The organism is Asanoa iriomotensis, assembly GCF_016862515.1.
In the GTDB taxonomy this organism is placed as follows: domain Bacteria; phylum Actinomycetota; class Actinomycetes; order Mycobacteriales; family Micromonosporaceae; genus Asanoa; species Asanoa iriomotensis.
Window position 1 is genome coordinate 26,275 of record NZ_BONC01000047.1, and the last position, 26,168, is coordinate 52,442.

28 protein-coding genes are annotated in these 26,168 nt (G+C 70.4%); 4 read left to right on the forward strand and 24 right to left on the reverse strand.

All coding sequences use genetic code 11. The annotated features are described in order from the left end of the window. Window positions 1–5 precede the first annotated feature (5 nt). On the reverse strand, window positions 6–1,604 hold the full coding sequence (locus tag Air01nite_RS27775) for a Rieske 2Fe-2S domain-containing protein (protein ID WP_203706271.1): 1,599 nt from the start codon (window positions 1,602–1,604) through the stop codon (window positions 6–8). Window positions 1,605–1,737: 133 nt separating this feature from the next. Between Air01nite_RS27775 and Air01nite_RS27780 the strand changes: the two genes are divergently transcribed. Then, window positions 1,738–1,962 (forward strand): hypothetical protein, encoded by a 225-nt coding sequence (locus Air01nite_RS27780; RefSeq protein WP_203706272.1) that lies wholly within the window; start codon window positions 1,738–1,740, stop codon window positions 1,960–1,962. Window positions 1,963–2,504: 542 nt separating this feature from the next. Here Air01nite_RS27780 and Air01nite_RS27785 read toward each other — a convergent pair. The 11 genes from Air01nite_RS27785 to Air01nite_RS27835 form a co-directional block, all read right to left on the reverse strand. After that, the gene (locus tag Air01nite_RS27785) at window positions 2,505–3,629 is read right to left on the reverse strand and encodes a DivIVA domain-containing protein (protein ID WP_203706273.1); all 1,125 of its coding nucleotides are present in this window, start codon (window positions 3,627–3,629) and stop codon (window positions 2,505–2,507) included. Window positions 3,630–3,672: 43 nt separating this feature from the next. Then, on the reverse strand, window positions 3,673–4,794 hold the full coding sequence (gene rlmN, locus Air01nite_RS27790) for a dual-specificity RNA methyltransferase RlmN (protein ID WP_203706305.1): 1,122 nt from the start codon (window positions 4,792–4,794) through the stop codon (window positions 3,673–3,675). A 372-nt stretch (window positions 4,795–5,166) separates the two neighbouring features. Next, window positions 5,167–6,378 (reverse strand): phosphatidate cytidylyltransferase, encoded by a 1,212-nt coding sequence (locus Air01nite_RS27795; RefSeq protein WP_444541818.1) that lies wholly within the window; start codon window positions 6,376–6,378, stop codon window positions 5,167–5,169. Window positions 6,379–6,414: 36 nt separating this feature from the next. After that, on the reverse strand, window positions 6,415–6,972 hold the full coding sequence (frr, locus tag Air01nite_RS27800) for a ribosome recycling factor (protein WP_203706275.1): 558 nt from the start codon (window positions 6,970–6,972) through the stop codon (window positions 6,415–6,417). 33 nt (window positions 6,973–7,005) lie between these two features. Then, window positions 7,006–7,776 carry a UMP kinase gene (gene pyrH, locus Air01nite_RS27805; protein WP_203706276.1) on the reverse strand — a complete coding sequence of 257 codons (771 nt, stop codon included), beginning with the start codon at window positions 7,774–7,776 and terminating at the stop codon, window positions 7,006–7,008. A gap of 178 nt (window positions 7,777–7,954) precedes the next feature. Further along, on the reverse strand, window positions 7,955–8,791 hold the full coding sequence (gene tsf / locus Air01nite_RS27810; RefSeq protein ID WP_203706277.1) for a translation elongation factor Ts: 837 nt from the start codon (window positions 8,789–8,791) through the stop codon (window positions 7,955–7,957). Between the two features lie 68 nt (window positions 8,792–8,859). Next, on the reverse strand, window positions 8,860–9,693 hold the full coding sequence (gene rpsB / locus Air01nite_RS27815; protein WP_203706278.1) for a 30S ribosomal protein S2: 834 nt from the start codon (window positions 9,691–9,693) through the stop codon (window positions 8,860–8,862). Between the two features lie 465 nt (window positions 9,694–10,158). Beyond that, window positions 10,159–10,362, reverse strand: a complete 204-nt coding sequence (locus tag Air01nite_RS27820; protein ID WP_203706279.1) for a hypothetical protein — start codon at window positions 10,360–10,362, stop codon at window positions 10,159–10,161. 708 nt (window positions 10,363–11,070) lie between these two features. After that, the gene (locus Air01nite_RS27825; protein WP_203706280.1) at window positions 11,071–12,264 is read right to left on the reverse strand and encodes a DNA-processing protein DprA; all 1,194 of its coding nucleotides are present in this window, start codon (window positions 12,262–12,264) and stop codon (window positions 11,071–11,073) included. Next, window positions 12,257–13,789, reverse strand: coding sequence for a YifB family Mg chelatase-like AAA ATPase (locus Air01nite_RS27830; RefSeq protein ID WP_203706281.1), 1,533 nt, complete (start codon window positions 13,787–13,789; stop codon window positions 12,257–12,259). The genes Air01nite_RS27825 and Air01nite_RS27830 overlap by 8 nt, the downstream gene beginning before the upstream one ends. Window positions 13,790–13,883: 94 nt before the next feature. Then, window positions 13,884–14,243 carry a YraN family protein gene (locus Air01nite_RS27835; protein ID WP_203706282.1) on the reverse strand — a complete coding sequence of 120 codons (360 nt, stop codon included), beginning with the start codon at window positions 14,241–14,243 and terminating at the stop codon, window positions 13,884–13,886. Between the two features lie 193 nt (window positions 14,244–14,436). On the opposite strand from Air01nite_RS27835, the gene Air01nite_RS27840 reads away from it, so the two are divergent. Both Air01nite_RS27840 and Air01nite_RS27845 read left to right on the forward strand, forming a co-directional pair. Continuing rightward, on the forward strand, window positions 14,437–15,228 hold the full coding sequence (locus Air01nite_RS27840) for a hypothetical protein (protein WP_203706283.1): 792 nt from the start codon (window positions 14,437–14,439) through the stop codon (window positions 15,226–15,228). A 78-nt stretch (window positions 15,229–15,306) separates the two neighbouring features. Continuing rightward, complete coding sequence (locus Air01nite_RS27845; protein WP_203706284.1) at window positions 15,307–16,239, forward strand: tyrosine recombinase XerC; 933 nt, start codon at window positions 15,307–15,309, stop codon at window positions 16,237–16,239. A 9-nt stretch (window positions 16,240–16,248) separates the two neighbouring features. Here the strand turns inward: Air01nite_RS27845 and Air01nite_RS27850 are convergent, their stop codons facing one another. Further along, the gene (locus Air01nite_RS27850; protein WP_203706285.1) at window positions 16,249–16,746 is read right to left on the reverse strand and encodes an NUDIX domain-containing protein; all 498 of its coding nucleotides are present in this window, start codon (window positions 16,744–16,746) and stop codon (window positions 16,249–16,251) included. 81 nt (window positions 16,747–16,827) lie between these two features. Here Air01nite_RS27850 and Air01nite_RS27855 point away from each other — a divergent pair, with 81 nt between their 5' ends. Then, window positions 16,828–18,012, forward strand: a complete 1,185-nt coding sequence (locus Air01nite_RS27855; protein ID WP_203706286.1) for an aminotransferase class V-fold PLP-dependent enzyme — start codon at window positions 16,828–16,830, stop codon at window positions 18,010–18,012. 115 nt (window positions 18,013–18,127) lie between these two features. Here the strand turns inward: Air01nite_RS27855 and Air01nite_RS41990 are convergent, their stop codons facing one another. The 11 genes from Air01nite_RS41990 to rpsP all read right to left on the reverse strand — a co-directional run bounded on the left by Air01nite_RS41990 (window position 18,128) and on the right by rpsP (window position 25,636). Continuing rightward, entirely contained in the window at window positions 18,128–18,502 is a 375-nt protein-coding gene (locus tag Air01nite_RS41990) for a murein hydrolase activator EnvC family protein (RefSeq protein WP_373310480.1), read from the reverse strand. Window positions 18,503–19,039: 537 nt separating this feature from the next. Next, window positions 19,040–19,363 (reverse strand): DUF2469 domain-containing protein, encoded by a 324-nt coding sequence (locus tag Air01nite_RS27865; RefSeq protein ID WP_007075222.1) that lies wholly within the window; start codon window positions 19,361–19,363, stop codon window positions 19,040–19,042. Window positions 19,364–19,768: 405 nt separating this feature from the next. Continuing rightward, window positions 19,769–20,560, reverse strand: a complete 792-nt coding sequence (locus Air01nite_RS27870) for a ribonuclease HII (protein ID WP_203706288.1) — start codon at window positions 20,558–20,560, stop codon at window positions 19,769–19,771. 6 nt (window positions 20,561–20,566) lie between these two features. After that, a complete protein-coding gene (locus Air01nite_RS27875) occupies window positions 20,567–21,025 on the reverse strand; it encodes an NUDIX hydrolase (protein ID WP_203706289.1) in 459 nt (152 codons plus the stop codon). Window positions 21,026–21,327: 302 nt separating this feature from the next. Continuing rightward, window positions 21,328–21,984 (reverse strand): signal peptidase I, encoded by a 657-nt coding sequence (lepB, locus tag Air01nite_RS27880; RefSeq protein ID WP_203706290.1) that lies wholly within the window; start codon window positions 21,982–21,984, stop codon window positions 21,328–21,330. Further along, entirely contained in the window at window positions 21,981–22,814 is an 834-nt protein-coding gene (gene lepB / locus Air01nite_RS27885) for a signal peptidase I (protein ID WP_203706291.1), read from the reverse strand. The genes lepB (Air01nite_RS27880) and lepB (Air01nite_RS27885) overlap by 4 nt, the downstream gene beginning before the upstream one ends. A gap of 207 nt (window positions 22,815–23,021) precedes the next feature. Further along, the gene (gene rplS / locus Air01nite_RS27890; RefSeq protein WP_203706292.1) at window positions 23,022–23,378 is read right to left on the reverse strand and encodes a 50S ribosomal protein L19; all 357 of its coding nucleotides are present in this window, start codon (window positions 23,376–23,378) and stop codon (window positions 23,022–23,024) included. Window positions 23,379–23,663: 285 nt separating this feature from the next. Further along, window positions 23,664–24,401: a tRNA (guanosine(37)-N1)-methyltransferase TrmD gene (trmD, locus tag Air01nite_RS27895; RefSeq protein ID WP_203706293.1), complete on the reverse strand. Its 738-nt coding sequence runs from the start codon at window positions 24,399–24,401 to the stop codon at window positions 23,664–23,666. After that, complete coding sequence (gene rimM / locus Air01nite_RS27900) at window positions 24,401–24,931, reverse strand: ribosome maturation factor RimM (RefSeq protein WP_203706294.1); 531 nt, start codon at window positions 24,929–24,931, stop codon at window positions 24,401–24,403. The genes trmD and rimM overlap by 1 nt, the downstream gene beginning before the upstream one ends. Next, window positions 24,931–25,191 carry an RNA-binding protein gene (locus Air01nite_RS27905; RefSeq protein ID WP_176984981.1) on the reverse strand — a complete coding sequence of 87 codons (261 nt, stop codon included), beginning with the start codon at window positions 25,189–25,191 and terminating at the stop codon, window positions 24,931–24,933. The genes rimM and Air01nite_RS27905 overlap by 1 nt, the downstream gene beginning before the upstream one ends. Continuing rightward, window positions 25,166–25,636 carry a 30S ribosomal protein S16 gene (gene rpsP, locus Air01nite_RS27910; protein ID WP_203706295.1) on the reverse strand — a complete coding sequence of 157 codons (471 nt, stop codon included), beginning with the start codon at window positions 25,634–25,636 and terminating at the stop codon, window positions 25,166–25,168. The genes Air01nite_RS27905 and rpsP overlap by 26 nt, the downstream gene beginning before the upstream one ends. Window positions 25,637–26,168 lie beyond the last annotated feature (532 nt).

The following is a 26,168-nucleotide window of genomic DNA, read 5'->3' on the forward strand; positions in this document are numbered from 1 at the left end:
AGGGATCAGGCGGTAGGCGCGGCGGCTTCGGGCTTCTCGCCTTCGGTGCTCGGTGCGGGGTCGCCGGCCCGGCGCGCGCGGATCTGGTGTCCGACACCCGTCAGGCAGCGCCCGCTCGGCAGGTCGAAGCGCCACCCGTGCAGCTGGCACTGCAGGGTGTCCCCGTCGATGATGCCGAAGCGACTCAGGTCGGCCTTGAGGTGCGGGCAGCGTCGCTGCACCACCCAGTCGCCGATCGTGATGTCTTCAGCGTCGGTGGTGCGCTGGTGCTCGTCGTACCAGCCCTCCGCGTACTGCAACCGCTCCTCGGACAGGCACTTGAAGAACGCGTAGACGAACTCGTTGTACTGGCCGATCCGGGCCGCCGAGAAGCGGCAGGAGAGGAACAGCGAGTTGACCCAGTCGACCTCGTCGATGAAAAGGAGGTGTTCGACCAATGCCCGCTCGGTGCGGAACCGGTAGCGGACCTTCTCGTCCGCGTACCGCCGGACCTCCTTGCCCGGGAAGTCCACGACGATCGACTCGACCGAGTCACCGTCGTAGCCGACCAGGTCGAAGCGGACCGGACCCCCCACGCCCTTGGCCAGGTAGATCGACTCTTCGAGGAGCGGCTCGATCCGCCGCTTCATCTCCTTGAGGACGTCGATCTCGGGGTGCCGCCACGACGCCTTCTCGGCCTCGATGATCGGCCGCTTGCGCTCGCGCATCTCCTCGAGGTGGGCGGCCTTGTTGGCGAAGAACTCGTCGACGTCGGTCGGGTGGGTCGTCTCGATCGACGTCGCGGTGATCTCCGTGACGCTGCCGGGCAGGAGCACGACGCCGTTGTTCCCGCCGACCTTGGCGTACTCCTTCATGAAGACCGACTGGTCCGGGAAGATGTTGCCCTCGTCGCCGAAGATGTCGTTGAACTTCCACAACTCGTCGTCGAGGAAGCACGGCGGCCCGGCGATCGGGAAGACGTGCGACGCCTTCAGGTCGTCGATGTAGCGCCAGGTCCGGTCGAACTGCCGCTCGCGCTTCTGCTTGCCGAACGCGGTCTTGGCGGCCTGGGGCAGCTCGTAGACCATCGGGTACCAGATCGCGCCCGAGAACTGCAGCATGTGCGCGTGCACGTGGCCGAGCGCCTCGAACGTCGCGAGGTCGGTCGGCCGCGCGTCGTTCTGGTTGAGCAGTCGCACCCCGTCGTACTCGACCCACAGAGAGGAGTCACCGATCGGCCCGTCCGTCGGCGACGTCAACGCCTGGATCATGACCTTCAGACCGCCGTCGAGCTCGATGACCTCCTCCGACACGGTCTTGATGAAGTCGGTGAAGCCCAGCTCACGCAGCTCGTCCTCGAGCTCGCTGGTCGGGTACTCCGGCAACAGCACCCGCGCCTTCTTCGACACGAACCGCTTGAGGTGCTTGGCGTCGAAGTGGTCGCGGTGCAGGTGGCTCAGGTAGAGATAGTCGACCTGCCCGAGCGTCTCCCAGTCGAGCTGCGAGTTGTCGGGGAAGGGAAACCACGAGGCGAAGTACGCGGGGTTGACCCAGGGGTCACACAGGATGCTCCCCGCCGGGGTGTCGATCCGCATGCTGGCGTGTCCCGTCCCGGTCACTCGCACGGCAGCAAACCCCCAAGATCAAAAGCGCGTCAGGTACGGCGAAAACGCTACCCGACGAACCGGGGTGCCCGATCCCCGACGCCACGGGTCTGCCACACTGATCTCCGCATACGTCCGAGGGAGGAGCCACGAGGTGGCAGAGCACGAGCCGGTCATCGCCCCCGACCAGAGGAAACCTGGCCACCGCAGGTCCGGCCGGATCGGTGCCATCGTTGTCGCCATCTCGCTGGTGCTGATGCAGTTCTGCAACAACGAGGTCACCGGCGTCGAGCGCATCTGGCTCAACGGCATCGCCGGGGTCCTGATCCTCGCGGTCATCGGCGACGAGGTCCTCCGCCGCAACGGCCTCCGCTCCTGACCAACCCGGACCCGCGCCGGCTGCGGCACGACCGCAACGTCTAACAGCAGTCCAAGCTTTCCCGGGTCCGTCGGGGGCACGACCGTCGCTCCCGCCGGACGCCGCTCGCTCCGCGTCGCTGCCAGGTCCGCGCCACACAACCAGGACCCTGCTCATCACGGCGACCGCGCCGAGCACACCGACGCCGGGATGCGTTCATCGCCTCACCAGCACTGGCCGGGCCCGGCTGCTGGTCGCTCGGACCAGCGCCGGGCCGGAGCCCGCGCCTGCCGCAGCGCGCGCATTCCCCGCCCGCCGCCAACGCGACAGCGGGCGCCGACCTGCATGCGTCAGCACGCCGCACCTAACCGCGAGAACGGCGGAACGTCGTCCGCTAGCCAGGAACAGCGCGAGCAGGACGCGCCAGAAAACATCTGTGGTCGACCCGCACCTGGCGTCTGTCGCCGGCGGACGACATCGTGGACCTCCGCCAGCACGCCGAGACCGCCCAAACCAAAACGTCCCGCCCGCCAGGAACGGCGGGCGGGACGCACAAGAGAACGTCAGCGGCGGCGGACGATGTCGCGGACCTCGTGCAACGCCTGCTCCACCTCGGCCTCGAAGTAGCCACCCGGCACAAGACCGAACTGGCCGGCGTCGAAGTCGGCGTCCGTCGTCGGGATCGGGCCGCGGCCCGTCATCCCGGTCAGCACGTCCTCGAAGAACCGGTCGACCTGCATCGGGTCGTAGCCGCTCCCGAACCGTCGCACCTGGAACGACCGCCGCATCTGGTCGACGCGCGCCAGGTCACTGCCGGGCGGGCCCATCAGCGGCGGGCCGCCCATGCCGGGACCACCCCCGGGCGCACCGCCCATGGTCAAGCCAGGACCGCCGCCCATGCCGGGACCGGGACCCATCGCCGGGCCGCCGCCACCCATGCCCGGACCGCCGGGACCACCGCCCGGGTGCCCGGGAGCACCGCCGCGGCCCAGGTCGCCGCGCTCGGGCATGCGGATCTCCGCCGTCATGTCCATCCGGCCGCGCCGGCCGGGCGGAGGCTGCTCCGGCCCGTCGTAGTCGTCGTCCGGCCCGAACCCGCCACGGGACGGGCCGCCACCGCCCATCGTCGGGGGGCCGCCGGGGCCGTCGTACCCGCGCGGTGGTGGGCCTTCGAACCCACTGCCGTAAGGCGGCGGCGGGCCGGGACGCGCGTAGGGGTCGTTGGGCACGGGTCGGGTCGGCAGCGGTCCGCCGCCACCCATCGCCGCGGGGCGTCGCTCCGGCGGGCCGAAGGCACCCGGCGGCGGCGCCGCGATCGGCGGGCCCATGCGGTCCGGGGGACCCATCCGGTCCGGCGGGCCGCCCATGCCAGGACCACCGAGCGGGCCGGGCGGGCCCATCCGCTCCGGCAGGCCCATCCGGTCGGGCCCGCTGAAGCGCCCGTTGCGCTCCTCGAGCTCGCCGACCTGGCGCTCGACGCGGTCCAGGTGCAGGTCGACCTGCCACTCGTCGTACCCGCCGAACCGGACCCGGAAGACGACGTCGTGGACCTCCTGCGAGCCGACCGGCGCGCCGATCGGCTCGCCGGACAGGGTCGCCTCGACGCGGTCGAGGAAGGCGTCGACCTCGTCGACCTTGTAGCCGCGACGCAACGCCCGGCGGCGGAATCGTTGACCCTGGCTCGCCACTATGTCTCCTGGTTAGTTCGCTCGGCCGCGGCCCCGAACGCGGTCATGTCGTCACCTCGGCCGCGGCGAGCTGCCCGCACGCGCCGTCAATCTCGCGACCTCTGGTGTCACGCACCGTAGTCGACACGCCCGCCGCGCGCAGCCTCCGGACGAACTCGCGCTCGACGGGCTTGGCGCTGGCGTCCCACCGGCTGCCCGGAGTCGGGTTCAGCGGGATCAGGTTGACGTGCGCCAGCCGCCCGGCCAGCAGGCGTCCGAGCAGATCCGCTCGCCAGGGCTGGTCGTTCACGTCCTTGATCATGGCGTATTCGACGGAAACACGGCGCCCCGTGCGATCCGCGTAGTGCCACGCGGCATCGAGCACCTCGGCCACCTTCCACCGTTGGTTGACCGGCACCAGTTCATCGCGCAGATCATCATCGGGCGCGTGCAGCGACAGCGCAAGAGTCACCTGGAGGTCTTCGTCGGCCAGCTTGCGCATCGCCGGCACCAGCCCCACGGTCGAGACCGTGATGTGCCGCTGCGACAGCCCGAGACCCTCGGGAGCCGGCGACGTCAACCGCCGCACGGCGGCCAGCACCCGGTTGTAGTTGGCCAGCGGCTCGCCCATCCCCATGAACACGACGTGCGACAGCCGCGGCGGCGAGCCGGCGACCGCACCCGACGCGGCGACGCCGGCGAGATAGACAGCCTGGTCGACGATCTCGGCGGTCGACAGGTTGCGGGTCAACCCGGCCTGACCCGTCGCACAGAACGGACACGCCATGCCGCAGCCGGCTTGACTGGAGATGCAGACGGTGACCCGATCGGGATATCCCATCAGCACGCTCTCGACGAGCGAACCGTCGTGCAGCCGCCACAACGCCTTGCGGGTGGCGCCGTCGTCGCAGGCCATCTCGCGTACCGGCGTCAACAGCCGCGGCAACAGGTCATCCGCGATCTTCGCGCGACTGGCCGCCGGCAGGTCGGTCATCGCGTCGGGGTCACGCACCAGCCGGCCGAAGTAATGCGTCGACAGTTGCCGCGCACGAAACTTGGGCTCACCGAGAGCGACCAAAGCCTCCTCGCGGCCCGCAACGTCAAGATCGGCAAGGTGTCGCGGCGGCATGGCCGGCCGCCGCCCGGCGGATGCGGCGTCCAACTGAACAATGGGCAAGCTCGTCATGGCGGCTCCAGTCTCCCACGACTGTTCGATCACCTTCACCTGCCCAGGTGTCGGAACAAAAACAGGGAGATCAAATGTCAATTCATTGACGCACGTCCGTCGTGGGCACGACCGCTCGCTCCCGCGCGCACCGCTCGCTCCGCTTCGCTGCCGGGTCCGCGCACCAAACGCTTTCTTTATCCGAATTCGCGCTGAATCTGGATAGGCGCGGGCCGCCGCTACACGGAGAGCGACCATCTCATCGACCACATTCGACATGGGGCACTGCGGTCGCGCGTACCCGAAACGTCGCTTTACCCACTCAGTCGCCGCGGCCGACGAGCAATGACCTAACTCACGCGCCGAAGCAAGGCGAGACGGGTCCGCCGTCGATCAGCGGACGGGCGCGAAGATCGACAGCAACAGGTAGGCCGTCGGCACCGCGAACAGGATCGAGTCGAGCCGGTCCATCAGGCCGCCGTGGCCTGGAAGCAGGTGGCTCATGTCCTTGACGCCCAGGTCGCGCTTGAGCATCGACTCGAAGAGGTCGCCGAGGACCGCGGCCACGCTGAGGGCCGCGCCGATCAGGGCGCCCCACCAGAAGTCGACGTTGAGCAGGAAGTAGCAGCTGATCGCCGAGCCGACCGCGGCCGCGACCAGTGAGCCGCCGAAACCTTCCCACGACTTCTTCGGGCTGATGGTGGGCGCCATGGGATGGCGCCCGAGGAAGACCCCGGCCGCGTAACCGCCCGTGTCGGAGAGCACGACCCCGATCAGCACGACCAGGACGCGGTCGGCGCCGTCCGGTGGGACGGCCAGTAGCGCGGCGAACCCGGCCAGGAACGGCACGTAGACCGCGATCAGGGTCGACGCGGTCAGGTCCCGTTTGAAGTCCTTCGGGCCGTCGGCCAGCCGCCAGACGGTCGCGGCGAGCAGGGTCGCCGCCAGGCCGAGGAGCAGGGCGTCCGCGCCGGCGTACCAGGCCAGGCAGATCATCAGCACCCCGCCGGCGATCAGCGGGATCGTCGGCGGTTGGGCCCGGACCGCACGCATGGCCCGGCTGACCTCCCAGATGCCGACCGCCACCGCCAGTGCGAGGACGCCGAGGAAGGCGAGCTTGTAGGTGTAGAGCGAGACGAGCAGGACCGCGCCGAGCGTGACGCCGACGCCGATCGCGGCCGGGAGGTTGCGGCCGGCGCGGCTGGTCTTCTGCGTGGTCGGGGGTCGGCCCGGGCCCGCCCGGCGCTTGCCGGGGCCGGGGCGGCGCGGCGGTGCCGGGTCCGGGTCGTCGTCGCGCGGCCGCCGGTCGGCGCGCGGCGAGACGACGGGAAGTTGGGTGGTGTCGGCGAAGCCGTTGGTGTCACCGCCGTAGGGCGGTTCGGTCTCCGGCACGGGCTGAGTGGGGCCGGCCCAGCCCGGAACGTCGAGGTTCGTATGGAAACCGGGCTCGTAATCATCGGGCGCGGCACCGGAGTGCCGCGCCCGATGCGGATCAACGCTCGAATAAGGGTCAGAGTAGGACATCAGCCCACAACCGGGCCCGCCGTTGAACGCCACATGTCGTCGAGCCCCCCTTCGCCTATCGATCTCCTGACCAGGAGGAATCGTGCCGAGCCTACTGCACCTCCGGCGACCTCCCGCTCAGACCTCGAGCAGCTCGATCTCCTTGTGCTTCAAGAGTTCGTCGATCTGTGTGACGTACCGGTGGGTCAGGTCGTCGAGGTCCTTCTCGGCCCGTCGACCCTCGTCTTCCCCGGTCTCGCCGTCTTTCACCAGCCGGTCGAGCTCTTCCTTGGCCTTGCGCCGCCTGTTGCGTATCGCGACCCTGGCCTCCTCAGCCTTGTGCCGGGCCACCTTGATCATGTCGCGACGCCGCTCCTCGGTCATCTGGGGCAGCACGATGCGCAGCTGGTTGCCCTCGTTGTTGGGGTTGACCCCGAGGTCCGAGTCGCGGATCGCCTTCTCCATGGCGCCGAGCTGCGAGTTGTCGTACGGCTTGATGATCGCCATCCGCGGCTCCGGCGTGCCGACGGACGCCATCTGGGTCAGCGGCGTCGGGGTGCCGTAGTAATCGATGATGATCTTGGAGAACATCGCCGCGTTGGCCCGACCGGTGCGGATAGCGGCGAACTCCTCCTTGGCGTGGTTCACCGCGCCATCCATCTTCTCCTCGGCCTCGAGGAGTGTGTCGTCGATCACCGGGTCCGTCGCCTCCTTCTGGGGATGTGGCTCTCAGTTGGCTGTGATCAGTGTGCCGATGCGCTCGCCGGCGACGGCCCTCATGATCGTGTCGTCGCCCTCGGCGCCGAACACCAGCATCGGCAAGCCGTTCTCCTCGCAGAGGCTGAACGCGGCCGCGTCTGCGACCCGCAGCCCGCGCCGGAGCACCTCGGCGAACGTGACCGAGTCGAACTTGCTGGCCGTCGGGTCGGTGCGCGGATCGGCGGTGTAGACCCCGTCGACCCCGTTCTTGCTCATCAACACGACGTCGGCACGGATCTCCAGCGCACGCTGGGCGGCGACGGTGTCGGTCGAGAAGTAGGGCATCCCGGCACCCGCGCCGAAGATCACCACACGCCCCTTCTCCAGGTGGCGGATGGCGCGCAGCGGGATGTAGGGCTCGGCGACCTGGGCCATGGTGATCGCGCTCTGTACGCGGGTCTCGATGCCCTCCTTCTCCAGGAAGTCCTGGAGGGCCAGGCAGTTCATGACCGTGCCGAGCATGCCCATGTAGTCGGCGCGGGCGCGGTCCATGCCGCGCTTCTGAAGTTCCGCGCCGCGGAAGAAATTGCCACCGCCGACGACGACGGCGACCTGGACGCCGCGACGGACCACGGACGCGATCTGGCGGGCGACGGCCTGCACCACATCGGGGTCGACGCCGACCATGCCGCCGCCGAAGACCTCACCCGACAACTTGAGTACGACCCGGCGGGGCCTGCCCGGAGGTGGTGCGGTGGGGTCCTCGACCGCCCACGCCGACTCGCCTGCCACGTCCGTCATCCGACCGCCTCTCGTCGCCTGCCGCACCGGATTGCGTCCGGTGCTCCCCGCACCCCGTTTCGGGGTGCGTCGCTTCGGCACCCGGTCGGTGCCGACTGGAGCGTATTGCCCGCGCAGCCCACCGGCATTCGGGCCGGTGGTGCGCCCCCGCCCGGTCGGACGGGGGCGCGCAGCCGGCTCAGGCCTGGCCGACCTCGAAGCGGACGAACCGCGTCAGGTCGATGCCGGCCTCGTTGACGACCTGCTTGACGGTCTTCTTGTTGTCGGCGACCGACGCCTGCTCCAGGAGCACGAAGTCCTTGAAGAACGCGTTGGTGCGCCCGTCGACGATCTTCGACAGGGCAGCCTCGGGCTTGCCCTCCTCGCGAGCGGTCTGCTCGGCGATCCGACGCTCGGACTCCACGACGTCGGCCGGCACCTCGTCGCGGGTGAGGTACTTGGGCCGCATCGCGGCGATCTGCATCGCCACACCGCGCGCGTCGGCGTCGGCGGCCTCGTCGCTCTTGCCGCCGTACTGGACCAGAACGCCAACGGCCGGCGGCAGGTCCTGGCTCTTGCGGTGCAGGTAGACGGCCACCTCGCCGGCGGTGTCGAGCACCGCGAAGCGGTTGAGCACGAGCTTCTCGCCGATCTTGGCCGAGGCTTCCTGGATGGTGTCCGCGACGGTACGGCCGTCGGCCAGCTTGCTGGCCAGCAGCGCCTCGACGTCGGTGACACCCGACTGCTCGGCGTGCTCGACAAGCTGCTGCGCGAGGGCGATGAAGTCGGCGTTCTTCGCGACGAAGTCGGTCTCGCAGTTGAGCTCGAGCAGCGCCCGACCGGAGTGCGCGACCAGACCGTTGGCGGCGGTGCGCCCGGCACGCTTGCCGACGTCCTTGGCACCCTTGATCCGGAGGACCTCGACGGCCTTGTCGAAATCGCCGTCGGCCTCGGTCAGCGCCTTCTTGCTGTCCATCATGCCGGCGCCGGTGAGATCGCGGAGCTTCTTGACGTCCGCGGCGGTGAAGTCAGCCATGACTCTCTCTTTTGATGGTTAGTGGGGTCGTGGCCGGGCCCGCCCGGTAGGGCGGGCCCGGAACCAGCTCATTCCGCGGAAACGGTCGCCGACTCGTCGGACTTCTTGTCGGCACCCTCGAGGAGCTCGCGCTCCCACTCGGCCAGCGGCTCGTCGGCGGCCACCACGCCCGGCTCCGGCTTCTCGTCGGCGCCACCACGCTGGCCACGGCCCGACCGCGCGATCAGCCCGTCGGCAACGGCGGCCGCGACGACCTTGGTCAGCAGCTCGGCGGACCGGATCGCGTCGTCGTTGCCCGGGATCGGGAAGTCGACCTCGTCGGGGTCGCAGTTGGTGTCAAGCACCGCGATGACCGGAATGCCCAGCTTGCGGGCCTCGTCAACCGCGATGTGCTCCTTCTTGGTGTCGACGACCCAGATGGCCGCCGGGACCTTCTGCATGTCGCGCAGGCCGCCCAGGGTGCGGGTCAGCTTGATCTTCTCGCGCGAGAGCTGCAGGGTCTCCTTCTTGGTGTAGCCGGCCGCGGTGCCGCTGAGGTCGCCGAGGGCCTCGAGCTCCTTCATGCGCTGCAGCCGCTTGTAGACCGTCTGGAAGTTGGTGAGCATGCCACCCAGCCAACGGTGGTTGACGTAGGGCATGCCGACCCGCGACGCCTGCTCGGCGATCGCTTCCTGCGCCTGCTTCTTCGTGCCGACGAACAGCACGCTGCCACCTTCGGCAACGGTGTTGCGGATGAAGTCGTACGCCTTCTCGATGTAGTCCAGCGTCTGACGCAGGTCGATGATGTAAATACCGTTACGCTCGGTGAAGATGAAGCGCTTCATCTTCGGGTTCCAGCGCCGGGTCTGGTGCCCGAAATGGACACCGCTCTCCAGCAGCTGGCGCATGGTCACAACGGCCATGGTGGGGCGCTCCTCGTGTTGTCCCTGGTTGTCACGCCGGCCGGGCGGCCGAGCGTCCTGGCGCCCGGTCGCCGGCCATGGTGGGCCCAATCAAGATCAGGACCAGGGGACCGTCGCTCACCTCGAGCCACAAGGACGCGAACGCGAGAAGGGCGCGCGAGGTCGACCGCCCTGCGGCGGTCGCCAAAAGCCAAGTGTACGCCGTCTGCCCCCACACCCTTTCCCCGCCTCTGCGGGTGCTCCGAGGGGCCAACCAGCGCCGTCGCGGAGAGTACGCGACCGGTTGTCGGACACCGCCGCCCCGACCGACCAAGATCTAGACCGCGACCCTCCCGGACCGCTTCTTCAAGCTCGGCATACCCACAGACCCCAGAAGCGCGATGGGCATCACCGCGACAGCCCATCCCACCGCTCGGTCAGGTCCGTCGATACATGGCACGCCCGCCGCGCTGCCGGGATTCGCACTTATGGCGGTGGAATCGGGTCATGGACGTCCGCGAGCTCGCGGTCCATGCGAGCGAGCTTCGTGGCCACCCTGAGCTGGAGGCCGACACGCCGCGTCGCGGCGAAGGCCTCGCGGAGGCGCTGGCGTTCAGACCTCCGCCGGGCCGCCGCGTCGCGGGCGGCCCGCAGCCGCTCATTCATCTCGTCCTCGGTCAGGAAGGACATCCCGACCCTCCCCTTTGATCCGTTTGTCCGAGGTAGTCACGCTCATCCGGTCCGCAGGGCCTAGCCACGCACACCAGCTCGATCACATCGACGATCACCGCACGCGCCACCAGGAGTCGCGTGACGATTGCGCGTGGCTCGTCCCGGCGACGACCGATCGGGCTCGCAACGCATCGGGCCGCCGCAGTCCGCTCGCGACCTCCGGGCAACCCCTCCAGACCAGCACCATGGCAGGGAGCGCGCTCATCAGACCCACCCGCACAGACCTGGCCCGCCGCGTCGCCAAAGGCGCTGGCCGGTCGCCCGGCGGCGTCGAGCGCCGGCCGGTCCAGGCCAGCGGCAATTGGCACGTCCGCGCCGGCGGCGATCATGGCCGACCGTCCAGGTCCAATACAGGCACCGAGAGCAGACCCGTCCGCCCTGGTCGCCAGATGGTCCAGACCGGTGGTGGCGCCGACGTCGACCCACGTAGACCACCCGCACCACCGAAAGCCGGTACACCCTCACCGCCGACATCGCTCACCGCCCGGTCCAAACCAGCAGCACCACCGACACCCAGCACGCCAACACCCACGACGGCGCCGACAGCCCGGTCCAGACGAGCGGCGCAGCCGAAGGCTGGCGAGGCCGCTTCGGCGGCGGGCATGGATGGACCGTCCCGGCCGGTGGCGACGGTCAGGGCTGACCTGTCGACGCCGTTGGTGGTGGTCATGGCGGGTCGTTTTCCGGTAGGCGCCGTGGTTGTGGCGCGAGCGCGTAGCCGCCCTCACGGCGGACGACGAATCCCAGTGTTTCGAGCAGCGTGAGCTTGCGCAGGGCGGTGCGGATGTCGACCCCCGCCCGGCTCGCCGCCGCGTCCGGGGAGATCGTGCCCCGGCGCGGTAGGGATTCCAGCAAGAACGTGGCCTGGTCGTCGAGCTGGTCCCGCGGGTGTTGCGGACCCATCAAGGGCGGTGCCAGGTCGGCGCCGATCCGGCCGACCTCCTCCAGCACGTGCGAGACGTTGGCCACCAACCGCGCCGGCTCGTGCAGGCGCAGGATCTCGTGGCAACCCACCGACATCGCCGAGGTGACCGGGCCCGGGACGACCATCGCCGGCCGGCGCATGGCGATCGCTCGGCGGATCGTCTGGGTTGCGCCGCTGCGGGCCGCCGCCTCGACCAGGATCGTGCCGCGGGTGGCAGCCGCGATCACCCGGTTGCGGATCAGGAAACGTGGCCGCAGTGGGTCGGCTCCCGGTGGCCACTCCGTGATCAGCAGGCCGGTCTCGGCGATGCGGTCGAAGAGCGCCGTGTTGGCGACCGGATAAGCGCGTTCGATGCCGCACGCCAGCACCGCGATCGTCAGCCCGCCCGCGGCCAGCGCTCCCCGGTGGGCCGCCGCGTCGATGCCGAAGGCGCCACCCGACACCACCGTCCACTCCCGCTCCGCCAGGCCGTAGGCCAGGTCGGTGGCGACGTGCTCCCCGTATTGAGTCGACGCCCGCGACCCCACGATCGCCACCGATCGGTCGAACGCGTCGGACAGCGGCCACTCGCCGCGCACCCACATGCACAGCGGCGGCGCCAGCTCACGGTCGACCCGGCGGTCGCTGACCGAGAGCTGGACCACTTCGAGCGCGGCCAGCCCGGGCGGCCACTCGGCGTCCTCGGGAACCACCAACCGCGCTCCGAGCCGGGCGGCCGTGGCCAGTGCCGCCTCGGCCGCCGGGCGCGGATCGCCCGCAGCAAGCCGGGCCGCGACCGCGTCGCGGGCCGTCTCGTCCGGGATCTCGCCCGACAGGGCCAGCGCCAGTGCCGCCCGCGGCCCATGCCGTGCGACCAGGCGGTGCACCGCGCGCGTGCCGGGCTCCGCCAGCAGCGTCAACGCCACCCGAGCCAGCTGGATCTCGGTGTCAGCCATCGCGCCGCCGCCCACCGCCTGTGCGCAGGGCCAGGGCTTCCTGGACGTCCTCGCTGTCTGGCCGGTCGCGGCCGTCGAGATCAGCGATGGACCAGGACAGGCGTAAAACCCTGTCGAAACCCCGTGCCGACAGCGACCCGCTGTCGAGCCGCCGCCGAAGCTGCAGAGTGTCGTTCGCAGGCAGCCGCCAGGGCGGTTGGCGCAGAGCCGGGCCGGGCACCTCGGCGTTGACCCGCCACCGCGCGGCCGACCACCGCGCCGAAGCCGCCGCCCGGGCCTGGGCCACCCGCTGCGCCACCGCGGCCGACGATTCGCCGACGCTCGTCGAGACGAACAGGTCGGCCGCCGTGACCGGCATCAGCTCGATCTGCACGTCGATGCGGTCGAGCAGCGGGCCGGACAGCCGGCCCATATAGCGGCGCCGAGCCAGCGGTGTGCACTCGCACCCCGCGTCGCCCTGTGGCTTCGCGCAAGGGCACGGGTTAGCGGCCACCACGAACTGGACCCGCGCGGGGTATTCGGTGGTGCCGCCCGTGCGGCTCAACAGCACCCGCCCGGACTCCAGCGGCTGGCGCAACGCTTCGAGGGCTCTGGTCGCGAACTCGGGAGCTTCGTCGAGAAACAACACGCCGCGATGGGCCAGCGACACCGCGCCGGGACGGGCGAGGCCCGAGCCGCCGCCGACCAGCGCGGCCAACGTCGCCGAGTGGTGTGGGGCCTGGAACGGTGGGCGGCGGACCAGCCGGCCGCCGACCGGCAACAGACCGGCCACCGAGTGCAGGGCCGTCACCTCGAGTGCCGCTTCGTCGTCGAGCGGCGGCAGCACCGACGGCAGCCGTTCGGCCAGCATCGTCTTGCCCGCGCCGGGCGGGCCGAACATCGCCACGTGGTGCCCGCCGGCCGCGGCCACCTCGATCGCTCGCCGGCCCAGCGCCTGACCGGCGACGTCGGCTAGATCCGGCATCGCCGGCTCCGGAGGCGGTCGGTCGGCCGGTGGGTCGAGCAGTGGGCCACCGGCACGGATGAACGCGACCAGCCGGTGCAGCGTCTCGACCGCCTTGACCGTGACGCCCGGCACGACGGCGGCCTCGGCGGCGTTGGCCAGCGGCACGACCGCGCGGTGCACGCCCGCACGCAAAGCGGCCGCGACCATCGGCAGGACACCGCGGACCGGTCGCACGCTGCCGTCGAGACCCAGCTCACCGAGCAGCACGACACCGTCGAGGGCGGCCAGCGGTAGCTCACCGGCCGCCCCCAACAGCGCCGCCGCTATGCCCATGTCGAAGGCAGAGCCGTATTTGGGCAGGGTCGCGGGCAGCAGGTTGACGGTGATGCGCCGGTTGGGCCAGCTTTCACCGGAGTTGACGACCGCCGCCCGCACCCGGTCGCGGGCTTCGTTGAGAGCCGTGTCCGGCAAGCCGGACATCACCACGGCGGGCAGCCCGGCGGACAGGTCGGCTTCGACCTCGACAAGATGTCCGCTGACACCGACCAGACCGACTGACAGCACCTTCGCGTAGCTCACGGTGAAGACGTTGACGCAAACGGTAGGGCCGCGCACGGGCGCCTGTGGACAACCCGAAGGCTGTGGACAACGGAGCGCGCACGGCGATCATGTGCTAGAACGCGCCACGGATATGGTCGATGTCGACGGTGCCCGGCCGCCGGATCAGGACCGCGATCACGTCGAACCGGATCTCGCGCGGATGCACGCTGTTGAGCGCCAGCCACCGCGCACCGAGCCGGCGCAGCCGCCGCGCCTTGGCCGCCACCACCGCCTCGGCCGGCAGCCCGAAGCCCAACCCCCGGCGCGTCTTGACCTCGCAGAAGACGAGCGTGTCGCCGTCCCACGCGATGATGTCGATCTCACCTAGCGGGCACCGCCAGTTGCGGGCCACCACCCGGAAGTTCGCGTCCGACAGATGCTGGGCCGCCCGCCGCTCACCCCAGGCGCCGACCGCTTGTCGTACCACCGTCATGTGCCGACGATGCCGGCCGCCGAGGGCGCGCCGGAAGCCGGGCGCTCTTCCCCTGTGGACAACGACGACCTGTGGAAAGTTCAGGCTCAACCGCCCGAAAGCATGGTATCGGGATCGGAATCACAGCGACTTAAACCCGCAATTCGGAAGCTCGGCTGGCCGCCTCGCAGGCCGGTCGAATACCGTGCGGCTCGTGGACGGACGACGCGGATACCCCGACGACGAGCAGCAGCGGTGGAACGACGACGATCGCGGCTTCGGCGAGGGAAGCTGGCGGGACGGCGGCTACCGCGCACCCGAGCCTCGCGATTCCGGTCCCGACCGCGGCGCCGAGCCGTCCTTCAACGGGTTCACGACCGGCGGCGACCGGGAGCAGCGTTGGAGCGACGAACAGGCCGAGCAGCCGTCGTGGAACAGCTCCGCCCGCCCGTTGCCGGCCGACGCGAGGAGGCGCCAGAACGACGAGCCACCGCAGCGGGCGTACGCGGGCCCGGCCACCGGCGAACTCCCCCGCACCGGTCCGGCGGAGGCCCGACCGCCGATCGGCGAACCGGTCCCCCCGCCGCTGCCCATGCCGGACGCGATGCCCGACGGCGCGGCCGGCCTCAACGCCCCGACCGGCCTGATGCCGCCGATCGCTCCGCGCGACGACATGCGCCGGCCGGGCGGCGCACCTGCCGGCGAAGGGGTCTACCGCACCCGCCGCCCGGCGCTCGCGCTGCTCTACGGCGTACTCACCGCTGTTTTCGAGATCGGCGCCCTGCGGATCTTCTTCGACTCGATGTTCTCCGGCGATCTGGTCATCTCGGGCATCGTCTCCGGCATGCTGCTGATCGCCGGCCTGCCGCTGCTCGCGGCCGGCCTCTACAGCGCCACGACCGGCGCCGTCCGCCCCGAAGGTCCGGGTGGCTGGCTCCGTCCGCCGGCCGTGTACCTGGTCGTCGGGCTGGGCCTCCTGCTCGCCGCCGGCTTCGCGGCGGGCTGACCCGGCGGCCGGCCCAGCGGCCAACACCCGGCGCGGCGGCTTGACGCGGGCCACCCACGGCGGTGACCGTCGCGGGTGATGGGCCGATCGACGCAGGCGCTGCACGAGGCGCTTCCGCACGCGATGCGCGAAGCGGTCGACGAGTTCGCCCGCCACCTGTCACACGTCGAAAACCGATCGACACACACGGTACGCGCGTACGTCGGCGACGTCGTCTCGCTGCTCGACCACGCCGCCCGGATGGGCTGTGCGGCGCCGGGCGACCTGGACATCGCGGTGCTGCGCAGCTGGCTGGCCCGGCTGCGTACGCTCGGCGGCGCCCGCACCTCACTGGCCCGCCGGGCCGCGGCCGCGCGGACGTTCAGCGCGTGGGCGCACCGCGGCGGCCTGCTCGACGTCGACGTGGGCGCCAAGCTCGCCACGCCGAAGGCCAACCGCGACCTGCCCGCCGTGCTGCGCGCGGAGCAGGCGACCGAGCTGGTGCTGGCACCGGGTGAAGAGGCCGCGCCGACCCTGCTGCGTGACCGAGCGGTGCTGGAGCTCCTCTACGCGACCGGGATCCGGGTGAGCGAGCTGTGCGGCCTGGACCGCGCCGATGTCGACGGCGGCCGGCGGGTCGTCCGGGTGGTCGGCAAGGGCGACAAGGAACGCTCCGTCCCTTATGGACTGCCGGCGCAGGAGGCGCTGGACGACTGGTTGCGCCTGGGTCGGTCATCGCTGGCCGGCGCGACCAGCGGCGACGCCCTGTTCCTCGGCGCGCGCGGCGGCCGGTTGCAGCCCACGGTGGTGCGGCGGCTGGTCAGTGGGTACGCGCAGGCGGCCGGCCTGCCGCACATGACGCCGCACGGGCTGCGCCATTCCGCCGCCACCCACCTGTTGGAAGGCGGCGCCGACCTGCGCGCGGTGCAGGAACTGCTCGGCCACGCGTCACTGGCGACGACGCAGATCTACACCCACGTCTCGATGGAGCGGCTGCGGGCGGCCTACCGCCAGGCACATCCGCGCGCCTGACGCGGCGGGTCAGGCCGTGACGCGCTCCGACAGGTAGCGCGTCAGCACCCGGGCATGCAGATCGAAGGCCATGTCGGTGGTGTCGCGGGCGACCGCCCAACCGGCGACCTCCGCGTTGGGCGCCGAGACCGGCAGGTCGGCCGCCGACCTGGCCCGGAGCAGGCCGAAGATGAGCACGGTGCCGTCCGGGGCGCTGTGCACGTCGAAGAGGGTGACGTCGGACTCCGCCGCCACGATCCCGGTCTCCTCGCCCAACTCGCGCACCACGGCCCGCTGCCACGACTCGCCGTGGTCGACGAACCCGCCCGGCAGCGCCAGCAGCCCGACCCGCGGCGGAACGGCCCGGCGGATGACCAGCACACCGTCGTCGACGGGCAGCACCGCGACGGCGACCGGCACCGGGTTGCGGTAGGTGGTCTCGCCGCACGCCGCGCACACCCTCGGCCAGGCCTGATCGGGCGCGTACGCGGCGCCGCAGAACGAGCAGTGCGAGTCCCGGGACGACATGGGCGCAGCCTATGCCCGCGGCGGCATCCAGCCGCCCCACGACTCGATCGACTCGTACGATCATTCCTATGAGGTCCGTCCGTGGCTGAACCCGCGCCGCCCACCCCCCTTCCTGGTGCCCGGCTGCTGTTCTCCCTGGACCCGAGCGTCGCCCACCTCAACCACGGCTCGTTCGGCGCCGTGCCGGTCAACGTGCAGCGCGTCCAACAGCGGCTGCGCGACGAGGTCGAGAACAACCCGCTGCGCTTCTTCGACCGCGGCTTCTTCGACCGGGTCGCGCACACCCGCCGGCACCTCGCCACGTTCCTCGGCGCCGACCCGGACCGCACGGCACTCGTCGGCAACGCGACCAGCGGCATCGCGATCGCCCTGCAGTCGATCGGGCTCGGCCCCGGCGACGAGGTCCTGACGACCAGCCACGGGTACGGGTCGATCTCGTACTCCGTCGAGCGCGAGTGCGCCCGCACCGGCGCGACCGCCGGCCTGATCACCCTGCCGATGCGGGCGAGCGAGACCGACGTCGTCGCGCGGATCCGCGCCGCGTTGGACAAAGGCCGGACCAAGCTGCTGATCGTCGACCAGATCACCTCGGCGACCGCCTACCAGCTTCCCGTCGCGACCATCGCCACCGTCGCGGCCCGGCTGGGCGTGGCGGTCCTCGTGGACGGCGCCCACGCGCCCGGGATGCTTCCCGTCGAGGTCGACCGGATCGGCGCCGACTTCTGGGTGGGCAACTTCCACAAATGGGCGTACGCGCCACGCGGCACCGCCCTCCTGGCCGTCGCCGAACGCTGGGTCGACCGGATCCAGCCGCTGGTCGTGTCGTGGCAGCAGCCGAAGGGCTTCCCCGACAACGTGGAGTTCCAGGCGACGCTGGACTACACGCCGTGGCTGGCCGCGCCGGCCGGGCTGTTCACGCTGCGCAGCCTGGGCATCGACCAGGTGCGGGCGCACAACGCCGCCCTCGCCGCGTACGGCCAGCGGGTGATCGGCACGGCCCTCGGCCTCTCGGCGGACGAACTGCCCGACCCGGGCGGCCCTGACGTGGCCATGCGCCTCATCCCCCTGCCGGCCGGCATCGCGACCACCCAAACCGAGGCGGTGGCCCTCCGCGAGCGGATCTCCGACGAGCTCAAGACCGAGGTCAACCTCAACGCCTGGAACGGCCGTGGCTGGCTGCGCGTCTGCGGCCAGATCTACAACCGCGCCGACGAGTACGAACGCTTCGCCGAACGCCTCCCCTCCCTCCTGCGTCGATCGGCTTAGGGCGTATCTCGTGGATCAGGATGGTGCGCCGGCAAGGTCCAGGCGGCGTCCGGCCGCCGGAGGCCGGTCGTCGTCCAGGCCCGGCGGCGCGCCACCATGATCCACGAGACACGCCCTAAAGCGGCAGTAGTCGGACCCGGAAGCCGAGCAGCAGCAGTGGGTTGAGATAGACGTCCTCCCGCCGCAGGCCCCAGTGCAGGCAGGCGGTGACGGGGCAGCCCGCGTGACCGGCCTCGACCGTGCCGATCGGATCGCCCGTGGCGACCCGGTCGCCGCGCCGAACGGCGGCGGTCACGGGCTCGTAGGTCGTGCGCAGACCGTTGGCGTGCTGGATGCTGACCACCGTCCGGCCGGCGACGGGCCCGGCGAAGACGACCTCCCCCGGGCCGGCCGCCCAGACGGTCGCGCCGGGCTCCGAGGCCAGGTCGACACCGCGATGACCCGGCAGCCAGGGTCTGGCCGGAGCATCGAACGGCCGCGTGACCCGCAACGGCGGCGCGACCGGCAGATCGAACCCCGTCCGCGGCGCAACGGGACCGACGAGAAGCGTCGGCTCCGGTGGCCGACCATCAACCGCCGATCCGGCGAAAGCGCCACCAACCGCCGCGAGCCTCGAACGCGGTCCATCCGACCGCGAGTCCGCGACACTTCCACCGAAATCGACAAGGTCGGAGCGCCGATCGCCGACGATCGCGGCCTGCCTGGCCAGATCAGCCGGGCGGCCAAGTGCCAGGACCTCGACCACCCGGGCCGGGCTCGCGCGGATTGCCGCGCCTTGGTGGAGGCCGCGGGCCGCGGCCTTGCCTAACGGCGGACCCCAGCCCGATCTCGCGGACGGGACACCCGGCACCAGGACCGCCGCCGAGACGACCACGACAACGGCCGCGACGGTCAACAATGCGTTACGGAGCGCGTACCAATGCATGCATGGCAGTCTCGTCGCGGCCGGGAGGAGCGGCAACGCGGTGGGCGGCGGCCTGTGGATTGTGGATAACGCCCGCGCGGGCGCCGGATGTGGTAGGCGGCGTCAGCCGCCGAAGCCCGAGTCGGCAGGGAGCGAGATGTCCGGCTTTTCGAGCTCTTCGACGTTGACGTCCTTGAAGGTCATGACCCGGACATTCTTCACGAAGCGCGCAGGCCTGTACATATCCCAAACCCAGGCGTCGTGCATCTCGACCTCGAAATAGACCTCGCCGTCCGAGTTGCGCACGTGCAGGTCGACCTGGTTGGCCAGGTAGAAGCGGCGTTCGGTCTCGACGACGTAGGAGAACTGGCGGACGATGTCGCGGTACTCCCGGTAGAGCTGCAGCTCCATCTCGGTCTCGTATTTCTCGAGATCCTCTGCGCTCATCGCTCTCCGCCCTTCATGGCACCATCTTCCCCCACCGGCGTCGGCGGCCGAAGCCGCTCGCCGGACGCCACGCCGACGGTACCCCCTGGGGGCTCGGCGCGCCCTACCGGATCCGCGCGGGCTGAAACGTCACCCGAAGGGCCGCCATCAGAGGGCCCAAAACGGCAAGATCGGCGTCGTCGGAAGCGCCCTAATCAAGATCAGAAGCGCCCGAATCAAGATCGGAACAGACCCCTCGATCCAGATCGGACCGAACGCCCGGACAGTCCGGATCGCGACCATCCGAACCGAGATATGCGTCGGGTTCCGGACTCCAGCACCGAACCCGATCTCGACCCCAGACCTGCCAAGATCCAATTCCGGAGTGACCGAAGCCACGATTTCAAGGCCATGATCAGGTACGCGTCAGGAAGCGCCACCCGTCGGGCCGAGACCCATGAGATCGAGATCCAGCTCTTCGCCCGGAGACAGGTCGGGCACGACCTCACCGGCCAGCGTGGACGGATCCGTCAGCACGCGTGGCCGCCGGCTCCGCGGTGGACGCGAGTCGCGACCCGACGCGTTGGCCACGTTGATGTACGAGAACCGATGCTCCACACACGGCCCGTGCTCTGTCAGCGCCGCGTTGTGCTCCGGCGTCACGTACCCCTTGTGCTCCGAAAAGCCGTAGTCCGGGAACTGCCCGTCCAGCTCGACCATGATCCGATCCCGGGTGACCTTGGCGAGCACGCTGGCCGCGGCCACGCACGCCGCTACCCGGTCGCCCTTCCAGACCGCGAGCCCGGGCACGCCCATGCCGTCGAGCGGGAATCCGTCGGTCAGCACGTACTCCGGACCCACCGGCAACGACGCCAGCGCGCGGCGCATCGCCTGCAGGTTGCAGACGTGCAGGCCACGGGCGTCGACCTCGGCCGCGGGGATGATCACCACGGAGTACGCGAGGGCACGCTTCACCACCTGCGCGTAGATCCGTTCCCGGGCCAACGGCGTCAGCAGCTTCGAATCCGCCAGGCCCTCGATCTCGCCGCGCTTGCCCTCGGGCAGCACCGCGGCCGCGGCCACCAAGGGCCCGGCGCACGCACCCCGGCCGGCCTCGTCGGCCCCGGCCACATGCCGGAACCCGCGCCGCTGCAACGCCCGCTCGAGGGCGTAGAGGCCGCCCTCGCGGCGCACCACGGTGCGCGGTGGTGTCAGCACAGCGGATCAGTCCTTCCCCAGCACCCGGCGCAGCACGGTGGTCAACTCGTCGGGGTAGTACCGCTCCTTCGTACGCTCCAACTCAGGAATCGACCACCATCGGTGCGCGATGATCGAGTCTTTCTCGATCTGGTCGAAGCCGGTCGTGTCGACGGACCACGACGGCACGCGCAGGAGGAAGAACTCCTGCTCCTGGCGGTACCAGACGCCGTCGAACGGGAACTCGGTCGTCTCCTGGTACACCGGTTCACCAAGATCCGCTGAGGGCCGGACGAGGCCGGTCTCCTCGGCCAACTCCCGCACGGCACCGCCGACCGCCGACTCACCGGCCGACAACCCACCGCCGGGAGTGAACCAGTAGCGGTGATCCGGCCGCCCAGGATCGACACCGTGAAACAGCAACACCCGATCCGCGTCGTCGACCAGCAACACCCGCGCGGCCCGGCGCGGCTGAAACTCCGTCACCGAGCCAGCTTAGGCGCCGACCCCGAGCCCGCCTCACCCAGCCAAGCCAAGGAGCCCAGCCACCAAGAGCCGGGCCTCGACCAACGAACACAGCCACCAAGGACCGGCCTCGACCGACCAGCCCAGCCCAGCCACCGAGAGCCGGCCCCTGATCGACGAGCCCAGCCACCGAAGGCCGAGCCTCGCCCAACGAAAAAGCCACGAGAACCAGGCCTCGACAAACGACCAATGCCACGAGAGCCGGGCCCGACCGACGAACATGGCCACCAAGGGCCAGAGGCCTCCGACCGAGGGGGAACCGCTCAGCCCACGGCCGCCGGCGCCGGCACTCCGTTGAACGTCTCCGGAACCGACAACCACTTCGCCCGCCCAACAGGCCAGAACACCACGAACGCCCGGCCGACAACCGAATCCTCGGTGATCGTCGAGATCAGCGGATCCCCGTTGCTCTGCTTCCAGTGCTCCAGCGAGTCCCCCGACGCCGCACGATGGTCACCCATCACCCACAACCGCCCCTTGGGCACGGTGAAGTCGAAGGGCTGATCGGCGGCGGGGTCGCTGATGCCGTTCTCGTTGAACAGGTACGGCTCGTCCAACGGATGCCCGTTGACCTCCAGCCGCTTCTGCGCGTCGCAGCACTCGACCCGGTCACCGCCGACGGCGATGACGCGCTTGATGAAGTCTTCGTCGACGAGGCCGCTGCGCCACTCGGACGGCGCCTGGAACACGATGATCTCGCCGCGCTCGGGCGACCGGAAGTCGTACACAATCTTGTTGACCAGCACCCGGTCGTTGACGTCGAGAGTGTGCTCCATCGACGGCGACGGGATGTAGAAGGTCTGCAGCAGGAACGCCCGCACCAGGACGGCCACGAGGATCGCGACGCCGAGCAGGATCGGCAGTTCTTTCCAGAACGACGAGCTCTTCTTCGGCTTCTGGGGGAGCTGTTCCTCAATCACGGACGGAGCCTACGTTGCCGGTCTGGGAGTCCGCGTCGGGAACGCGCCAGAAAAAGGACGGACGCGAAGATTGGCATCGTGACGACAATGTCTCCCTTTCCTGGCAATGGGGACCCTTGCGATGGTAGCGGCGCACCGCTACCTCCACCCGCGCCGCCACTCGTCGGTGGTGGGATGCCGTCGAACGTGTCCGGCACCGACAAATTCTTCCACCGGTCCTGCGGCCAGACGATCACGAAGGCGCGACCGACCACGTTGTCGACCGGGATCGGACCCTGGCAGCGGGCGTCCTGCGAGACACCGCGGTGGTCGCCCATCACGAACAGCTCACCGGGCGGCACGACCACCTCAGCGAACTGGCGCGACCGGCACTCGCCGGCCGCCGGCGCCACGTCGAGCGGCGAGTTGTCGTAGATGTACGGCTCGTCGAGGCCCTTGCCGTTGACCATCACGCGACCCTGGTCGTCGCAGCAGCTGACCCGGTCGCCACCGACGGCGATCACCCGCTTGATGAAGTCCTTGGCACCAGGGCGGCTGACGCCGATGAGGTCGCCGAACGTACGCCCGATCTTGTTGAAAAGGCCCGGGTCACCGCCGTCAACCGGCTGCGGCGCCCAGGCCTCCGGACCGCGGAACACGACGACTTCGCCGCGTTTCGGATCGCGTACGTCATAAACGATTTTGTTGACCAGCACCCGGTCGCCGACGAGCAGCGTGTTCTCCATGGACCCGGACGGGATGAAGAACGCCTGCAGCAGGAAGCTGCGGATCAGCACGGCGAGGCAGAACGCCACGATCAGCAGCAGTGGCAGCTCTTGCCAGAGAGGCATCTGCACGCGGCGCCGGGGAAACCGGCGCCGGCGTTCCTGGCCAATCTCGCCTCGGTCCACGACGCGCCTCTCCCCAGGTCAGCCAAGCGCCCGCACGCGGACGCCACCGTCTGTCGACGGCATTACCGCCCGAGGCGATTCCCGATCGAGAGGCCTCGTGGGGGCTAGCGTAACCGCACGAGGCCATCGCAACGTGAGTGGCGAGTGTCAGCTGGGCTGCTTCTCGCGCTTCTCCTTGATCTTGGCCTTCTTGCCGCGCAGCTCGCGGAGGTAGTAGAGCTTGGCCCGCCGCACGTCGCCGCGGGTCACGACCTCGATCCGGTCGATCGCCGGGGAGTTGACCGGGTAGGTCCGCTCCACACCGACGCCGAAGCTCATCTTGCGGACGGTGAAGGTCTCACGCAGGCCACCACCCTGCCGGCGGATGACCACGCCCTGGAAGATCTGCACACGGGACCGGTTGCCTTCGACGACTCGCGCGTGCACCTTGACGGTGTCACCGCCACGGAAGTCGGGAATGTCGGTCCGCTGCGACTGGGCGTCGAGGGCGTCCAGGGTGTTCATCGCTCATCCTTCGGCTATCACGGCACGCCGAGCGGCGTGCGACGGGTGATTCTGGTCCCCCACCACTCCAGGAGACCCTCGCAGCCGCCCACGGGCGCGGCCGACTGCGGCAAGCAACCTCACTACTTTGCCATACCACCGACGACGATCGGAAATTGCCCTTCGAACCCTGAGGAACCCCGAGGATCCTGTCCCGGGCCCGCGGTGGGCACGACCGTCGCTCCCGCCGGACACCGCTCCGCTTCGCTGCGCTGCCAGGTCCGCGGTGGGTTGCGGCAACCCCGGTCAGCTCTCCAGTTCGTCGAGCACCGCGCGGTCGGCCTTGTCCAGGTCGGGCGCGTTGGGGCCGGTGAGCATGTCAGGGCGCCGCAGTGCGGTGCGGCGCAGGGACTCGTCGCGGCGCCAGCGGGCGATGCGGCCGTGGTCGCCCGAGCGCAGGATGTCCGGGACCGCCAGGTCCCGCCACACCGGCGGCTTCGTGTAGACCGGCGCCTCCAGCAGCCCGGCCGCGTGCGACTCCTCGGCCAGCGAGTCGGCGTTGCCCAGCACGCCCGGCAGCAGCCGAACCACCGCCTCCATGATCACGAGAACCGCGACCTCGCCGCCGAAGAGCACGTAGTCGCCGAGCGAGACCTCCGTCACCGGCATCCGGGCCGCCGCGTGGTCGATCACCCGCTGGTCGATGCCCTCGTACCGCCCGCACGCGAAGATCAGATGTTCCGACGAAGCCAGCGCGTGCGCGGTCGCCTGCGTGAACGGCGCTCCGACCGGTGTCGGCACCACCAACCGCGACGACGGTGTGGCCAACGCGTCCAGCGCCTGACCCCAGGGTTCGGGCCGCATCACCATGCCGGGACCGCCGCCATAGGGCGTGTCATCCACAGTTCGGTGCACATCGGACGTCCAGGTCCGCAGATCGTGCACGTCCACGGAGAGGAGTCCGGTCCCCCGCGCCTTGCCGATCAGCGACAACGACAGCGGCGACAGGTACTCGGGAAAGATCGTGACGACGTCGACCCGCATCACAGGTCCAGCAACCCCACCGGTGCGTCGACGACGACCTTGCCACCGGCCACGTCGACCGACGGCACGAGGGCCTTCACGAAGGGCACGAGCGCCGTGCCGCCACCGGGCCGCGCCAGCACCAGCAGGTCCGAGGCCGGCGCGTGGTCGATCCGGGCGACGGTGCCGAGCACCTCGCCGCCCGGGCTCACCGCGGACAGGCCGACCAACTCGTGGTCGAGGAACTCGTCCGGATCGTCCGGAGATTCCACATCGTCGGAGTCCACGCAGAGCAGCACATTGCGCAGGTTCTCGACGAGGTCGCGGTCGTAGTAGCCGTCGAAGAGCACCAACGGACGACCCTGGTGCCAGCGCACGTCCTCGATGGTCAGCGTCGCGGGCACGACACCGGCCGCGGACGCCGCCGCCGGGTCGGTGATCAACACCGACCCGGCGGCGAACCGCTGCTCTGGCTCGTCGGTCCGGACCTCCACGGTGACCTCACCGCGAATGCCGTGTGGCCGGCCGATCCGGCCGACGACAAGGAGCATCAGTACGCGTCGACGATGTCGACCCGGACGCCCCGGCCGCCGATCGAACCGATGACCTGGCGCAGCGCCTTGGCGGTGCGCCCGCCTCGACCGATCACCGTGCCCAGGTCTTCCGGGTTGACGCGCACTTCGAGCCGCTTGCCGCGACGCGAGTCGACCAGCCGGACGCGCACGTCGTCAGGATGGTCGACGATGCCCTTGACAAGGTGCTCCAGCGCGGGCCGGAGTGCCACGTCAGGCCTGCTCGCCGGAGTCCGCAACCGCCTGCTCCTCGGACTTGGGTGCCTCGGCCGCCTCGGCCTTCGGCTCCGCGGCCTTCGCCGCCTTCTTCGCTGCCTTGGTCGGCGCCGGCGCCTCGCTCAGCCCGGCCGCGGCACGCGCCTCGGCCTCGTAGGCCTCCCGCCGATCGACGCGCGCGGCGGCGACCTTCAGCGGCTCGGGGGCCGGCAGGTTCTTGAACTTCTGCCAGTCACCGGTGCGCTCGAGGATCCGCTGCACCGCCTCGCTCGGCTGGGCACCGACGGAGAGCCAGTACTGCACCCGGTCGGACTTGACCTCGATCAGCGACGGCTCTTCCTTGGGGTGGTAGATGCCGACGTACTCGATCGCCCGTCCGTCACGCTTGGTGCGCGAGTCGGCGATGACGATGCGGTATTGCGGGTTGCGGATCTTCCCCATCCGCAGGAGCCGGATCTTTACGGCCACAGTCTGTTCGCTCCTGTTGCGATACGTGGGTGATCGGTCGGCGACGCAGTGGGGTTGCGCCGAAGATCGTTCATGGACTGGCGTCGCACCCGGGGTAGAGGGCGCCGGGCGCGCGCCGGATACCAGCAGACCATTCTGCCAGACGGTCCGCGCCCGCATACGGCGGGTCAGGACATCGGACGCGTCGCGGTCAAGAGCCGGCGTTCCCGGGCCCGCCGTGGGCACGACCGCCGCTCCCGCCGGACACCGCTCCGCTGCGCTGCGCTGCCAGGCCCGCGGTGGGTTGCGGCAACCCCAAAAGCCATCAAACCACCCAAGGCCAGCCCCAACGGGCGGCAGTTCACCCGGGACCCGCCGGGAAGCGTCGGGCCGGAGACCGAGCCAGGCGCCGCCCAACCGGAGGCCATCAACCACCCAAGGCCGGCCGCAACCAGGCGGCCGATCGTCGGGAACCCGCCAGGACGCATCAGGCCGGAGACCGAGCCAGGCGCCGCCAAACGCGAAAGCCATCAAACCGCCCAAGACCGGTCCC

What these genes read in the sequence shown, in the direction of transcription:
- tsf (WP_203706277.1), bottom strand. Translation starts at nt 8,791, where the DNA reads ATGGCTGACTTCACCGCCGCGGACGTCAAGAAGCTCCGCGATCTCACC.
- pyrH (WP_203706276.1), bottom strand. Translation starts at nt 7,776, where the DNA reads ATGACGGACGTGGCAGGCGAGTCGGCGTGGGCGGTCGAGGACCCCACC.
- Air01nite_RS27820 (WP_203706279.1), bottom strand. Translation starts at nt 10,362, where the DNA reads ATGTCCTTCCTGACCGAGGACGAGATGAATGAGCGGCTGCGGGCCGCC.
- rpsB (WP_203706278.1), bottom strand. Translation starts at nt 9,693, where the DNA reads ATGGCCGTTGTGACCATGCGCCAGCTGCTGGAGAGCGGTGTCCATTTC.
- Air01nite_RS27865 (WP_007075222.1), bottom strand. Translation starts at nt 19,363, where the DNA reads ATGAGCGCAGAGGATCTCGAGAAATACGAGACCGAGATGGAGCTGCAG.
- trmD (WP_203706293.1), bottom strand. Translation starts at nt 24,401, where the DNA reads ATGCGGGTCGACGTCGTCACGATCTTTCCCGAGTACCTGTCGCCGCTG.
- Air01nite_RS27825 (WP_203706280.1), bottom strand. Translation starts at nt 12,264, where the DNA reads ATGGCTGACACCGAGATCCAGCTGGCTCGGGTGGCGTTGACGCTGCTG.
- lepB (WP_203706291.1), bottom strand. Translation starts at nt 22,814, where the DNA reads ATGCCTCTCTGGCAAGAGCTGCCACTGCTGCTGATCGTGGCGTTCTGC.
- rlmN (WP_203706305.1), bottom strand. Translation starts at nt 4,794, where the DNA reads ATGACGAGCTTGCCCATTGTTCAGTTGGACGCCGCATCCGCCGGGCGG.
- Air01nite_RS27845 (WP_203706284.1), top strand. Translation starts at nt 15,307, where the DNA reads ATGGGCCGATCGACGCAGGCGCTGCACGAGGCGCTTCCGCACGCGATG.
- Air01nite_RS27835 (WP_203706282.1), bottom strand. Translation starts at nt 14,243, where the DNA reads ATGACGGTGGTACGACAAGCGGTCGGCGCCTGGGGTGAGCGGCGGGCG.
- Air01nite_RS27850 (WP_203706285.1), bottom strand. Translation starts at nt 16,746, where the DNA reads ATGTCGTCCCGGGACTCGCACTGCTCGTTCTGCGGCGCCGCGTACGCG.
- rimM (WP_203706294.1), bottom strand. Translation starts at nt 24,931, where the DNA reads ATGCTCCTTGTCGTCGGCCGGATCGGCCGGCCACACGGCATTCGCGGT.
- rplS (WP_203706292.1), bottom strand. Translation starts at nt 23,378, where the DNA reads ATGAACACCCTGGACGCCCTCGACGCCCAGTCGCAGCGGACCGACATT.